This is a genomic window from Luteibacter sp. KNZ12-1A (assembly GCF_056755675.1).
The window spans coordinates 1-12,566 of the sequence record NZ_JBPGXU010000109.1; the positions used below are offsets into that span (position 1 = coordinate 1).

Consider the following 12,566-nt stretch of genomic DNA (forward strand, 5'->3'; position numbering starts at 1 on the left):
CAACCCATCCAGCCGGTAATCCCCCACCGCCTCGCGCACCAGCCGCAACGTGGGTAACCCCACCGCCGCCGTCATCCTTCGCACCTGGCGATTGCGTCCTTCCCGCAGCACCACGCGCAGCCACGCATCAGGCACCGTCTTGCGAAAGCGCACCGGCGGATCGCGCGCCCATAGCCAATCCGGCTCGTCGATGGCTTCGACCACCGCCGGCAACGTCGGCCCATCCTTGAGCACCACGCCACGCCGCAGCCGTTCGAGCGCATCCTCCGTCGGCACGCCTTCCACCTGCACCACATAGGTCTTCGGCTGCTTGTGCTTCGGGTCGGCCAGCCGATGCTGCAACTTTCCATCGTCCGTGAGCAGCAAAAGCCCTTCGCTGTCGTGGTCCAGCCGCCCGGCGGCGTACACGCCCTTCTGCGGCACGAAGTCGGCCAGCGTGCGCCGGCCGGCTTCGTCGGTGAACTGGCAAAGGACCCCGAAGGGCTTGTTCAACGCGACCAGCACCTTACTTGGCGGTGGCGGGCTTCACGAAGCGCAGGGTCATGCGATCGGATTCGCCGATGGCCTGCCACTTGGCCTTGTCCGTCTCGCCCATGTCCAGCGTCGGCGGCAACGTCCACACGCCCTTGGGATGATTGTGGTCGTCCTTCGGGTTCGCGTTGATCTCGCTCTGCGCGTCGAGCTTGAAGCCCGCGTCGGTCGCCAGCTTGATCACGTAATCGGTCGGCAGGTAACCGGAGTTCACCACTTCATCGAGTTTCTTCCCCGCGTCCGCCCGGTGATCTTCCACGCCGAGCACGCCGCCGGGCTTGAGCACGGCGAAGAAAGACTTGAACATGGCCTCGGCACTGCCGTCGGCAGCCCAGTTATGCACATTACGGAAGGTCAGCACCATGTCGGCCGAACCCGGTGCGCCGAGCACGGGCGCCTTGTGGTTGAACTCCACGATCTTCGCGTTGCCGTACTGGGCCGGCGCGAAGGAGAACTTCTTCTGCAAGGCCGCCGTGCTCTTCGAGCCCTTCTCGACCGCACCGATGTAATGGCCGTTGTCGTGGAGGAACGGAGCGAGGATCTCGGTGAACCAACCACCCGAAGGCCAGATCTCGATGACGGTCATGTCCGGACGGATGCCGAAAAAGGTCAGCATCTCGCGCGGGTGACGGTACACATCGCGCGCCTTGTTCTCCGGAGAGCGCCAGCTACCGGCGATCGCCTTGTCCAGTTCGGCGGCGGTGAGCTGGCCGGCACTGGCCGGCGGCGTCGCCCGGGCCGGCTGGTCCGTATCGACGGCGAGGGTGGTGTGCGCGAACGCGAGACCGAGCAGTCCAACGCAGGCGAAAGCGAGCTTCTTCATGGCGACACCGGAAGGTAGGGGACGTGGGCGGGAAGGCTAGCACGTGTGTGGGGGCGCTTCAGCGGCGACCGCCCAGGCAACGCGACCCGGGGCTTGAGCTTATGCATACAATCCCTTCGGCATCCTCATCGCGCTGGCCTCTGGCGTGGCCGCTCAGGACGCGCAGCTCGCGCCCGTCGTGGTCACCGCCACCCGGACGGCACAGTCGCCCTACGACATCCCCGCCGCCATCGACGTGGTCGCGACACCGCCGGATGGTTCGCTCGACGTGAACCTGTCCGAGCGCGTGCAGGCGATCCCGGGCATCGTCGCCCGCGACCGGCAGAACTATGCGCAGGACGCCCAGGTATCGATCCGCGGTTTCGGCGCGCGTTCCACCTTCGGCATCCGCGGTGTACGGCTCTACACCGACGGCATTCCGGCGAGCATGCCGGACGGCCAGGGCCAGGTGTCGCATTTCAACCTCGACTCGGCGGATCGGGTCGAGGTATTGCGTGGCCCTTTCTCCGCCCTCTACGGGAATGCGTCGGGTGGCGTGGTGCAACTTTTCACCGCCGATGGCACCGAGCCACCGGAACTGCGTTTCGGTATCGCCGGCGGCAGCAACGGCACCTTCCGCAGTTCGGTGAACGCGCGTGGCGTGGAGGGGCCGGTCGACTACAACGTCGATTTCACCCACTTCCGCACCAGCGGCTATCGCGACCATAGCGCCGCGCGGCGCGAGTCGGGCAATGCCAAGGTCGGCTGGAAGATCGGCGACGACGCCAGGCTGACCCTCGTGGTAAACACGCTGGATGTTCCCGATGCCCAGGACCCACTGGGACTCACGCGCGCGCAGTACCGGGCCGACCCGCGCCAGGTCGCCGCCGTGGCGAACACGTTCGACACCCGCAAGTCGGTCGACCAGCAGCAGGCGGGGCTGATCTACGACCAGCGCATCGACGAAGCCAATAGCCTGCGCGTCATGGGCTACTACGGCCAGCGCGGTGTTACGCAATACCTGTCGATTCCGGTCGCGACGCAAATCTCCCAACCGGGAAACTCCGGCGGTGTCGTGGATCTCGACAATGAATACGGGGGAGGCGACGTGCGCTGGACCTGGCGTGACACGTTGGCAGGGCGTCCGTTCGAATTGGCCGCGGGCGTGGCGTACGACAACCAGGAGCAGCATCGCCAGGGTTACAACAACTTCGTCGGTGGCACGCTCGGCGTCCGTGGGGACAAACGCCGCGACGAGATCGACCGTGTCTTCGACTTCGACCAGTATGCCCAGGCGACCTGGCGCGTGGCCGACGACTGGAGCTTGATGGGTGGCGTCCGGCACAGCGAGGTGCGCTTTCGTTCCACCGATCGCTACATCGCAACCGGCAATCCCGACGACAGCGGCGCCGTGAAGTACAGCGCGACCACGCCCGTGTTCGGCGTGCTCTGGCGCGCGGCGCCCTGGATGCATGCATACGCGAACTGGGGCCGCGGCTTCGAGACGCCCACGTTTTCGGAACTCGGCTACCGCGCCGATCGCGGCGCCGGTTTGGCCTTCGACCTCAAGCCCTCGCGCTCGCACAACGCGGAGCTGGGCCTGAAGCTGCGCCCGGCCGATGGCATCGAGGCGGGGCTGGCCGTGTTCCGCGCGGACAGCGACGACGAACTGGCGGTGGCGACCAACCTCGGTGGCCGCACCACCTACCAGAACATCGCGCGGTCGCGGCGACAGGGTGTCGAGGCTTCGTTCAGTGCCGGGCTCGCGCGGAACCTTCGGTTCATCGCGTCGTACACGCACTTGCAGGCGACCTTCCGCACGCCCTTCCTTACCTGTGTCTCGGCGGGTTGCCCCGCGCCGGATACACCGGTGCAGGCCGGGACGCGTATTCCGGGGGTCCCGCGTTCGACGGGTTACGCGGCGCTGAAGTACGGTGGCGAACACGGCTGGCAGGCGGGGCTGGACATGAATGCCATGGGCGCGACGTCGGTGAACGACCGGGGGACGGAATCGGCGCCGGGGTATGCGCTGTTCGGCGTGTCCGGCGGGTATGTGTTCGACCAGGGGCCGTGGCGTGTGAACACCTTTGCACGAGTGGACAACCTGGCCGATCGGCATGTGATCGGCTCGGTGATCGTCAACGATGGAAACGGGCGGTATTACGAGCCGGCGCCGGGGCGGACGTTCCTGGTGGGAGTGGATGTGCGGTGGCGGTGAGGTTGATGGGCTGTCGCCGCTTCAGCGGCGATGCCCTTAGCCGGAAATCGCCAGGCGCTCCGACCGGTACAGCAGGGCCGTGCCCCACACCGCCACCACGGCCGCGGCGAAACCGCCCGCCAGACACAGGCCGAGTTGCCATCCGGGCACGCCGTCCCCGCGCAACAATTGCACGATGCCGAGGTTCTGCCCGAGCAACGGCACCGCATACATCCACGGCTCCGCACGCACGGGGATCACCGAAAGCAGGGCGCTCGGCAACACCGGGATGATCATCAGGATCGACAGGTAGGTCTGCGCCTCGCGGTAGCTCTTGGCGAACGCCGACACGAGCGACTGCAACGCGGCCAGCAGCACGATCAAGGGCAGCATCAGCAACACCACCTGCGAACCGAAGCGCAGCCCGAGGTCCAGCGCGATGCCCAGCTTCTCCACCGGGATGAACAAGGGCGCGGTGGCGAACGCCGCCACGCTGAGCAGGAGGCTCACCAACGAGAAAGTGCAGATCGCCGCGAGCTTTCCCGCCAGGATCTTCCAGCGCGCCACGGGATTCACGAACAACGGTTCCAGCGACTGACGTTCGCGCTCGCCGGCGGTGAGGTCGATGGCCAGGTACATGCCCCCAAGGAAGACCGTGAGCACGAAGAAATACGGCAGGAAGGAAAACATCAACGCCGAGCGCGATTGCGACGTGGCCTGGTCCCTGTCGGCCACCTGCACCGGCCACGCCGTGGTCGGTGACAGGCCGCGCGAGATCAACCGCATCGCACCTTCGCGTTTTCCGTATGACTCGACCACGCTGCGCACGCGCATCACCGGCGTGGACGCGTCGCGCCGCGAGGAATCGTAGATCAACTCCACCTGCACGGCCTGGCCCTTGCTCCAGGCCTGGGCGTATTCCGGCGAGATGCGCAGCACGATGTCGGCGCGCTGTTCGCGCACCGCGTTCTCTGGGTCGGGCATGGCCGGGGCCGCATCGATGCCCGCGCCCTTCAACGCGGCGACGAGGTTCGGCGCGACATCCGCGCCGATCACCGGCACGGAAATCGGTCGGTCGGACTTGGCCAACTCGCGGTTGACCATCACGTTCATCAACATGATGAACATGACCGGTCCCAGCAAGGGACCGGTGATCAAGGCGTTGACGAGCGTGCGGCGGTCGCGGAGGTTTTCCCGCACTTCCTTCCAGTAAACAGCGGTGAAGGCGCTCATGCGGCGAGCCCCTCGTCGGTACCGATGATCTTCACGAAGGCATCCTCGAGGCTGGTTTCGCCGGTTTGCGCGAGCAGGGCGGAGGGGGCCTCATCGGCGACGACACGCCCGTGGGCGATCACGACGATGCGGTCGCACAAGGCGGCCACCTCCTGCATGATGTGACTGGAGAAAAGCACGCAGCGCCCCTCGTCTTTCAGTTGCCGCATGAAACGGCGCATCGCACGCGTCGCCATCACGTCGAGGCCATTGGTCGGTTCGTCGAGCAGTACGTTGCGCGGATCGTGCACCAAGGCGCGGGCGATGGCGGTCTTGACCCGCTGCCCTTGCGAGAAGCCCTCGGTGCGCCGCGTGGCGATGTCACGCATCTCCAATGCATCGATCAGAGCCTCGCGACGCTGGCGTAGCAATCCGGGCTCCATGCCATGCAGGCGGCCGAAGTAATCGATGTTCTCCGTCGCGGTCAGGCGCTTGTAGAGTCCGCGTGCGTCTGGCAGCACGCCGAGCTGGCGGCGGACGGCAAGCGGATCGACCGCGGCGTCCACGCCGTCGACCAGTACCTGGCCCGCATCCGGCGTCATCAAGGTGTAGAGCATGCGCAGGGTGGTGGTCTTTCCCGCGCCGTTGGGGCCGAGCAGGCCGGTGATCTCGCCATCGCGCGCGGTGAAGCTCACGCCGTTCACGGCGCGCACCTCGCCGAACGCCTTGTGCAGGTCCTTGACCTCGATCATGGGGTGGCTCCGTTGAATCCGACGAAGACGGGCAAGGGCTTGAGGCGATCCAGGCACGACGTGTCGAGGCCCTTCGCATCCGCCTTGTCGATGAAACGGTCGAGCAGGCGGGGCATGCAACCCCGCGCGACCACGTTGTGGCCCTGCCCCTTCAGCACGACGTGGCGACCGTTCGGCAGCCCCTTCACCACCTCGTCGCCATAACGCGGTGGCGTCACGGGATCGAACTCGCCGGACATCAACAGGGTGGGCACGTCGCTCCTCAGCGGCTCGTGGAAATCCGCTGGACGGGCGCCGTGCGGCCAGACCGAACACGCCGCGCGAAACGCCTCGATCATTGTGTCGCCGAGGATGGTGTCCTTGTCCTGCGGTCGCGGTTGCAGAAGGTCGGCGTCCTCGGAGCAAATCACGGAGTACTGCATGCCACCGTCCATGGTGTCGCCGAGATCGCCGGTAAGCAGTTTCGCCTGGCCCAGCAGCGGCCCCACATCGCCGCGTGCGGCGGCGTCGATCGACAACGGCAACAAGGCCGCCGTTTCCGGGGAGTAGGCGAACATGCGCACGACGGTGGCCAGCGAGACCTCGCTGAGCACGCGCTGCACGGACGCGTAGTTCTGCGGATCGCGGAAACTCACCTTGTGCGGGTTGGCGCGCAGGGCGTCACGCAGCTGGTAGAGGGTCTGGTACGGGTCGCTGAAACGCGCGCGGCAGGCTTCGTCGGCTTCGCAACGGGCGAACTGCGCCTTCAACGCCGCGTCGAGGTTGACCGCGAAATCCTCGCCCAGCACGAGCGAGTTGGGCGCGATCCCATCGAGGATCAACGTGCGCAGGCCGTCCGGGTGCCGCATCGCGTATTGCTGGGCCACGCGGGTGCCGTACGACACGCCCAGCAGGTCGAACTTCGGCGAACCCAGCGCGCGCCGCACGTCTTCCAGATCCGCCACGGCATCCGTGGTCGTATAGAAGCGCACGTCGGCGTCCTTCGAGAGCTGCTCCAGACAGTGGCGGGTTTCCTTGCGCACGGCCTCGGCGTCGAAGCCGTGCGTTTCCTCCGCGCCACCGGGCACGCCCGGCTCGTCTTCGCGGCAGCTCAACGGATGCGATCCGCCGGTACCGCGCTGGTCGAGCAGGAGCAGGTTGCGATGCGCCAGCAACGGCGCCATCGCCGGGGCGATCGCCGGATAACTTTCGGCGGCGGACTGGCCGGGGCCACCTGCGATGAAGGCGACCATGTCGGGGGTCGGCACCTGCGCGCTGCTGCGGACGATCGCCAGGCGCAGGTCGATCTTGCGGCCGCCGGGATTCGCACGATCCTCCGGCACCTGGAAAGGCGCGCACCACGCCGCCGTCGACAAGCCCGAATGCGGCTGCGGCAGTTCGCATGGCTTCAGTTCCAGCGAGCCGAGCTTCCACACCCGCGGCGGCGCGGGACGCGTCGCGGCAGGCGCCGTCGTCGTCGCGGCCGGTTCCTCCGTCCGCTGATGCATCCATTGCCGTCCCGAGAGGGCGGCGGCGACGATCGCGATGACGATGGCGATCCGTGGCGCTCGTTTCATACGCTCATTCCCCCGGGGTAAAGATGGATTCGATGGGCAGTTCGAACAGCTTCGCTATCTTGAAGGCGAGCGGCAGGCTGGGATCGTACTTCCCGGTTTCCACTGCGTTCACCGTTTGCCGGGACACGTCCAGCCTCTCGCCGAGATCGGCTTGCGACCATCCGAACGCCGTTCGCAGTTCACGGAGGCGGTTGTTCATCGGGCACGGTAATACAGGCGAACGGCGCACTTGACCACGCCGAAACAACCCAGCAGCACCGGCAATACCCAGATCGCCACCGCGTCGGCGGGTGGCGCGGCGATCACCCGCGCGTTGAGCAACATGCCGTAGGTGAAGAAGCCGAAGGCGCCGATGCCACCGGCGATGGCGATGGATTCGAGATCGATGCGGCGCTCGAATTCGTCCTGGTCGCGGATCACGCGCACCATCGCACGAATGACGAAGGCGATCGGCAACACGGGCAACAGGGTCACCAGGGTTCGCGCGAGGCCACCATCCAACGACTTCAACCAGCTGACGGAAAGAAAGAGCAGGATCACGTAGGCCAGCATCGCCGGGAAGAATTCACGCAGGTAACGCTTGTGCACGGCACGCATCGCCGCTCCCCTTCGATGGTCGTAGTCGGGCGGCCGCTGTCGCGCGGCCGGAGGCGTGTCAAGCACGCTTTACATCATCATGCGGCGGCCGCTCTTCCATGTCAAGCATCCTTGACAGAGCGGGCCTGCGCCCTTTCGGCATCGATAGGTCGATACGGCAAGGGGGCCGTAAATGCACACCGACGCATCCGCCTTTCCCCGATCCTTGCTTCCGACGGACGTACCCGCGCCAATCGGCCGGGACCGCTCCGCCACCAGGGAGACACGTCATGCATCCTGTCATCCGCCTGTTCGCCGGCACCGCCGCCATCGTCCTCGGCACGGCCAGTTCCGTGGGCTACGCCGCCACCGCCACGACCACCTTCAACGTGCGTGTCACGATCACCGCCGCTTGCGACATCACCACGACGGCACCGACCGATGTCAACTTCGGCAGCCAGCCGTCCACGGCCACCAATGTCGACAACCAGGGCGCGCTCAACGTGAACTGCACGCCCAGCGCGCCCTACACCATCGCACTGGACAACGGCCAGAACGGCACCGATGCGAACTCGCGCAAGATGAGCAACGGCTCGGCCCTGGTGCCGTATCAGCTCTACCGCAACGCCACGCGCACCGCGGCCGACATCTGGGGCAGCACCACCGGCGCGGGCGGCAACGTCTACGCGGGCACGGGGACCGGCAGCGTGCAGAACATCCCCGTCTACGGCCGCGTGCCGAGTACCAACTTCGCCGCCGGCAGCTACACCGACGTCATCACCGCCACGATCACGTACTGACGGTGTGCCGATGGGCGCTCCGCGTGGCGAAGGCTGCCGCGATGGCCATCGCGGCCATCGTGGCGCCGGTGGCGTCGGGCAGTGGATTGCAGGTGACGCCCATCGGCCTTCGCCTCGCGGCGAAGACATCGGCCGAGGCGTTGTGGTTGACCAACACCGGCAACGAAACGATACAGGCCCAGGTCCGCGTATTCCGTTGGACGCAGGTGAACGGCGAGGATGTCCTGGCGCCATCGCGCGATCTCGTGGTGAGTCCACCGATGGTGGCCATCGCCCCGGGGGATCGCCAGCTGGTGCGCGTGATCCGGCAGGTGACACCGCCAGAAGGTGGCGTGGAAACCGCTTATCGCGTCCTGGTCGACGAATTGCCGGTGGGCATGGCCGTCAGGGGCGGACTGACCTTCGTCCTGCGCTATTCCATCCCTGTTTTCCTCGCCCCCGCCGGCGACCCGGCGACGAAAGCGGCGTTGGAAACCACCTGGGAAGAAACGGCGGCGGGTACACGCCTGCGCGTACACAACAGCGGAAACGGCCACGCGCAGATCGCGGACGTGACCTGGCAGGGGCAGGAGGACCGGCGCAACGTACTCCTGTCCGGCCTGGTCGGATACGCCCTGCCGGACTCGACGATGCGCTGGAACCTTCCGACGGGCGTGCCGAGGGGCGGCGTGTTGCGCGCGAGGATCAACGGTGAGGCGTCCGAATCGACGCTGGTCGTTGACCCTGGGAGCCCTTAGTGTCCTGGCGCTCGACTCCGGCAACAGCCACGCCTTGTCCAACGAACCGGCCGCCGTCCCACCGCCTCCCACGGTGACGCCACGCGTACGAACCACGGGAGAGGACCTCTATCTCGAGGTGGTGCTCAACGGCTCGTCGACGGAGAAGCTCGTGCACTTCATCCACCGCGGGGACACGCTTTGCGCGCTGGCGGGAGACCTGCGCGGGCTGGGTTTCATCCTGCCGCCGGGTGACGGCGAGCATTGCCTGCCGGATATCGAAGGTCTTCGTTATACCTATGACGTACGCCTGCAACGCGTGGACATCCAGGTACCGAACGAACGCCTGCACCTGCCCACGCACATCCTCAACCGACAGGAACGCTCCGCGCTGCGCGCCACCAGCGGCACCGGGGTCCTGCTCAACTACGACATCTATGCCGCGCATGGTGGCGGCGAGGGCAACATCAGTGGGCTCGCGGAATTACGTGGTTTCAGTGAAGGCCTGGGGGTACTCAGCAACACCTCGCTGATCCGTCGCTACCAATCCCATGGTGCGGGGTGGCGGGGCGACTCCGTGCGCCTGGATACCCAGTGGCGCCTGTCGTTCCCCGATCGCGCACAGGCCCTGACCATCGGCGACACCTTCACCGGCTACCTTGCCTGGACACGGGCCACGCGCATCGGCGGGATCGCCTACGGCACGGATTTCGCCACCCAGCCCTATCGCGTGACGACGCCCCTGCCCCAGTTCTTCGGCGAGGCCACGGCGCCATCGTCGGTGGAGCTCTATATCGACGGCATCCGCCAGTACAGCGGCAAGGTGCCGGCCGGCCCTTTCCAGCTCACCGCCGTGCCCGGCATCGACCAGGCCGGCCAGGCGCAAGTGGTGCTCACGGATGCGCTGGGCCGAAGCAGCACGGTCACTTTTCCCTTCTATGCCGCGAGACAACTGCTGCGCGAAGGGCTGGACGACTGGTCGGTGGAACTGGGCAAGGTGCGCCGGGCGTACGGCATCGATTCCTTTTCGTATGGCGATGCCCCCGTCGGTAGTGCGACGTGGCGGCACGGTGTCAGCGACACGTTCACCGTCGAGTCGCACGCCGAAGCGGGCGATGGACGGGGTACCGCGGGCGCGGGCGGCGTGTGGAACCCGATGGGCGCGCATGTCCTGAATGCGTCGCTGTCCCTGTCCCGGGGCGGTGGCAGGCAGTATGGATTCGGCTACGCATGGAACGGACGCTATATGAATGCCTCGATCGACACGCTGCGTGGCGACGCCCGTTACCGGGATGTGGCCGCAGGCTATGGCTCGCCCCCGCCACGCGTCAGCGATCGCGCGCTCATCGGCTTCAACGTGCGCGAATCCAGCTTCGGCGCCAACCTCGTACGGCTCCGCTACAGCGGACAGCCCATCTCGCGATACGCCGGCCTTTTCGCGCTGCGCAACGTCGGCCGCGGCGTATCGCTGAGCGCCAGCTACAACCGCAACCTCGACGATTCCTCGGATCGCAGTTTTTTCATCGGCGTGACCGTCGCGTTGGATCTCCGTGCCACCTTGAGCGCGTCCATGCAGCGCGACCGCGAACGGACCTTCGGCGTGGTCGACGCCAGCCGCGCCATCGACGGAGACGGCGGCTTCGGATGGCACGTGCAAGGACGTTCGGGCGCGGATGCCGGTGGTCTCGGCGAAGTGGGCTGGCTCGGCAACCGTGGCCAGCTCACGGTCGGCGCAAGTGACGTGGGGCCATCCTCGTACAGCTATGCCGACGCCAACGGGGCGATCGTGTTGATGGGCGGCCACGTGTTCGCCGCTCGTCGCATCGATGACGCCTTCGCCCTGGTCACGACCGAGGGCGTGGCGGACGTGCCGGTGTTGCTCGAGAATCGCCGCACCGGCGTGACCGACAACCGTGGATTGCTGCTGGTCTCGCGGTTGAATGCCTATCAGGACAATCGCCTCGCCATCGATCCCCTCGATCTGCCCGCCGACGATCGCGTACAGCGCGTCGAAGCGACGATCGCGCCCGCGGACCGTTCCGGGGTGATGGTGCGCTTCCCCGTGAAGCGCGTGCGCGCCGCGCTGGCCACGCTCGTCGATGAATCCGGCGCGCCCCTGCCTCTGGGCTCCACGGTCGCGACGGGCGATGGCGGAACCGCCGTGGTCGGTTATGACGGCATGGTCTATCTCGACGACCTCGAAGGCAGCACCATCCTCGACGTGGATATACAAGGTGGCGGCCATTGCAAGGCGACGCTCGACTATCCCTCGCATGCACGCAACCTTCCCGATCTCGGTCCACTGGTATGCCGGGGCCGTATACCGTGAAATGGCTGGCACTCATCGTCATCGCGTTTGCCGCACTGCTGGCGGGACCGCGGGCGGAAGCCGCGACCACCTGCACGATCACCGGCATCACCACGCTCGCCTTCGGTCCCGTGGACCCCACGTCCGGCACCGTCGATGGCACGGCGACGATCAACTACAGCTGCACGTACAACGGCGGCTTGCTCGGCGGTCTTTACGGCGTCTACGTCACCGGGTGCATCGGGCTCTCGCCGGACGATCTCGGCAACGTCTCGCCGCGTACCGCCATCAACGGCAACAGCGATCGCATGCAGTACCAACTCTACAAGGATTCACCGCGCAGCAACGTGTGGGGTCCCATCGGGAATGCGACGTACACGCCACTGACCTTCCAGTTGACCTTCACCATCTTGTCGAACCCGCAGACACGCACCGGCTCGGTCACTGTCTACGGACGGGTGCCCGCCGGCCAGTCGACGCTGTCGAGCGGCACGTACACCGGGACCCTTGCCGGGGGAGTGAACGCGAACGGCCTCGCGTATCGCTACAACGAAGTGCTGCTCAGCCTCGGAACCTATCCGGCGAGCTGCCAGAGTGGCGGCGGTGGTGGCGCCAGCGCGGCCGGGCCGTCCTCGACGGTGACGGCATCGGTATCGAACCTGTGCACACTCGCCACGGCGAGCGATCTCAATTTCGGCAGCGTATCGGGCCTGCTGCAGGCGAACACCGACCAGACCTCGCTGCTGCGCATGACGTGCACGAACCGCGCGGCATACCAGGTGGGGCTGGACGATGGACAGAACGCGTCCGGGACGACGAGGCGAATGACGTCCGGAGGCGGCTTCGTGAACTACGAGCTCTACCGTGACACCCAGCGCACGCTGCGCTGGGGAGAATCATTGAACATCGATACGGCGACGGGGACCGGGTCGGGTGCGGAACAGACACTGACGGTGTATGGCCGCCTGCCGGTGCAACCGGCCGTTGGCGCTGGCGTGTACAGCGATGTGGTGAAGGTGACGGTGACTTATTGAGGGGCTGGAATTTATTGGGGCGCTGTGCTTGCTGGGGGGCTGGAACTTATTGGGGCGCTGGTGCTGTCTCTTATACACATCT

At 66.5% G+C, this 12,566-nt stretch carries 12 protein-coding genes; 5 read left to right on the top strand and 7 right to left on the bottom strand.

The genetic code is table 11. The features are described from left to right. Together ACR9ZJ_RS16525 and ACR9ZJ_RS16530 are read right to left on the bottom strand one after the other, a co-directional pair. The coding region (locus ACR9ZJ_RS16525; RefSeq protein ID WP_481288349.1) for an rRNA large subunit pseudouridine synthase E at nt 1-504 on the bottom strand (504 nt) is incomplete at its 3' end. A 1-nt stretch (nt 505) separates the two neighbouring features. Then, the gene (locus ACR9ZJ_RS16530; RefSeq protein WP_481288350.1) at nt 506-1,354 is read right to left on the bottom strand and encodes a class I SAM-dependent methyltransferase; all 849 of its coding nucleotides are present in this window, start codon (nt 1,352-1,354) and stop codon (nt 506-508) included. Nucleotides 1,355-1,499: 145 nt separating this feature from the next. Here ACR9ZJ_RS16530 and ACR9ZJ_RS16535 point away from each other — a divergent pair, with 145 nt between their 5' ends. Then, entirely contained in the window at nt 1,500-3,551 is a 2,052-nt protein-coding gene (locus ACR9ZJ_RS16535; protein WP_481288351.1) for a TonB-dependent receptor family protein, read from the top strand. Nucleotides 3,552-3,587: 36 nt separating this feature from the next. On the opposite strand, the gene ACR9ZJ_RS16540 is transcribed toward ACR9ZJ_RS16535, so the two are convergent. Genes ACR9ZJ_RS16540 through ACR9ZJ_RS16560 form a run of 5 tightly spaced genes read right to left on the bottom strand, consistent with a single transcriptional unit; the run spans nt 3,588 to nt 7,647 of the window. Then, a complete protein-coding gene (locus ACR9ZJ_RS16540) occupies nt 3,588-4,763 on the bottom strand; it encodes an ABC transporter permease (protein ID WP_481282355.1) in 1,176 nt (391 codons plus the stop codon). Continuing rightward, nucleotides 4,760-5,494 carry an ABC transporter ATP-binding protein gene (locus tag ACR9ZJ_RS16545; protein WP_481288352.1) on the bottom strand — a complete coding sequence of 245 codons (735 nt, stop codon included), beginning with the start codon at nt 5,492-5,494 and terminating at the stop codon, nt 4,760-4,762. The genes ACR9ZJ_RS16540 and ACR9ZJ_RS16545 overlap by 4 nt, the downstream gene beginning before the upstream one ends. Then, the gene (locus tag ACR9ZJ_RS16550) at nt 5,491-7,050 is read right to left on the bottom strand and encodes an alpha/beta hydrolase (protein ID WP_481288353.1); all 1,560 of its coding nucleotides are present in this window, start codon (nt 7,048-7,050) and stop codon (nt 5,491-5,493) included. The genes ACR9ZJ_RS16545 and ACR9ZJ_RS16550 overlap by 4 nt, the downstream gene beginning before the upstream one ends. Before the next feature lie 4 nt (nt 7,051-7,054). Further along, on the bottom strand, nt 7,055-7,249 hold the full coding sequence (locus ACR9ZJ_RS16555) for a helix-turn-helix transcriptional regulator (RefSeq protein ID WP_426285832.1): 195 nt from the start codon (nt 7,247-7,249) through the stop codon (nt 7,055-7,057). Then, on the bottom strand, nt 7,246-7,647 hold the full coding sequence (locus tag ACR9ZJ_RS16560) for a hypothetical protein (RefSeq protein WP_481288354.1): 402 nt from the start codon (nt 7,645-7,647) through the stop codon (nt 7,246-7,248). The genes ACR9ZJ_RS16555 and ACR9ZJ_RS16560 overlap by 4 nt, the downstream gene beginning before the upstream one ends. A 269-nt stretch (nt 7,648-7,916) precedes the next feature. Here ACR9ZJ_RS16560 and ACR9ZJ_RS16565 point away from each other — a divergent pair, with 269 nt between their 5' ends. From ACR9ZJ_RS16565 to ACR9ZJ_RS16580, 4 genes are read left to right on the top strand one after another with little or no spacing between them, the layout of a single operon-like run. After that, nucleotides 7,917-8,426 (top strand): Csu type fimbrial protein, encoded by a 510-nt coding sequence (locus ACR9ZJ_RS16565; RefSeq protein WP_481288355.1) that lies wholly within the window; start codon nt 7,917-7,919, stop codon nt 8,424-8,426. A gap of 23 nt (nt 8,427-8,449) precedes the next feature. Beyond that, on the top strand, nt 8,450-9,163 hold the full coding sequence (locus ACR9ZJ_RS16570) for a fimbrial biogenesis chaperone (RefSeq protein WP_481288356.1): 714 nt from the start codon (nt 8,450-8,452) through the stop codon (nt 9,161-9,163). Further along, nucleotides 9,117-11,471 (top strand): fimbria/pilus outer membrane usher protein, encoded by a 2,355-nt coding sequence (locus ACR9ZJ_RS16575; protein ID WP_481288357.1) that lies wholly within the window; start codon nt 9,117-9,119, stop codon nt 11,469-11,471. Before ACR9ZJ_RS16570 ends, ACR9ZJ_RS16575 begins: the two co-directional genes overlap by 47 nt. Next, complete coding sequence (locus ACR9ZJ_RS16580) at nt 11,468-12,484, top strand: Csu type fimbrial protein (RefSeq protein ID WP_481288358.1); 1,017 nt, start codon at nt 11,468-11,470, stop codon at nt 12,482-12,484. The genes ACR9ZJ_RS16575 and ACR9ZJ_RS16580 overlap by 4 nt, the downstream gene beginning before the upstream one ends. The last annotated feature ends 82 nt before the right edge of the window (nt 12,485-12,566 follow it).

What these genes read in the sequence shown, in the direction of transcription:
- ACR9ZJ_RS16540 (WP_481282355.1), bottom strand. Translation starts at nt 4,763, where the DNA reads ATGAGCGCCTTCACCGCTGTTTACTGGAAGGAAGTGCGGGAAAACCTC.
- ACR9ZJ_RS16555 (WP_426285832.1), bottom strand. Translation starts at nt 7,249, where the DNA reads ATGAACAACCGCCTCCGTGAACTGCGAACGGCGTTCGGATGGTCGCAA.
- ACR9ZJ_RS16560 (WP_481288354.1), bottom strand. Translation starts at nt 7,647, where the DNA reads ATGCGTGCCGTGCACAAGCGTTACCTGCGTGAATTCTTCCCGGCGATG.
- ACR9ZJ_RS16565 (WP_481288355.1), top strand. Translation starts at nt 7,917, where the DNA reads ATGCATCCTGTCATCCGCCTGTTCGCCGGCACCGCCGCCATCGTCCTC.
- ACR9ZJ_RS16530 (WP_481288350.1), bottom strand. Translation starts at nt 1,354, where the DNA reads ATGAAGAAGCTCGCTTTCGCCTGCGTTGGACTGCTCGGTCTCGCGTTC.
- ACR9ZJ_RS16550 (WP_481288353.1), bottom strand. Translation starts at nt 7,050, where the DNA reads ATGAAACGAGCGCCACGGATCGCCATCGTCATCGCGATCGTCGCCGCC.
- ACR9ZJ_RS16545 (WP_481288352.1), bottom strand. Translation starts at nt 5,494, where the DNA reads ATGATCGAGGTCAAGGACCTGCACAAGGCGTTCGGCGAGGTGCGCGCC.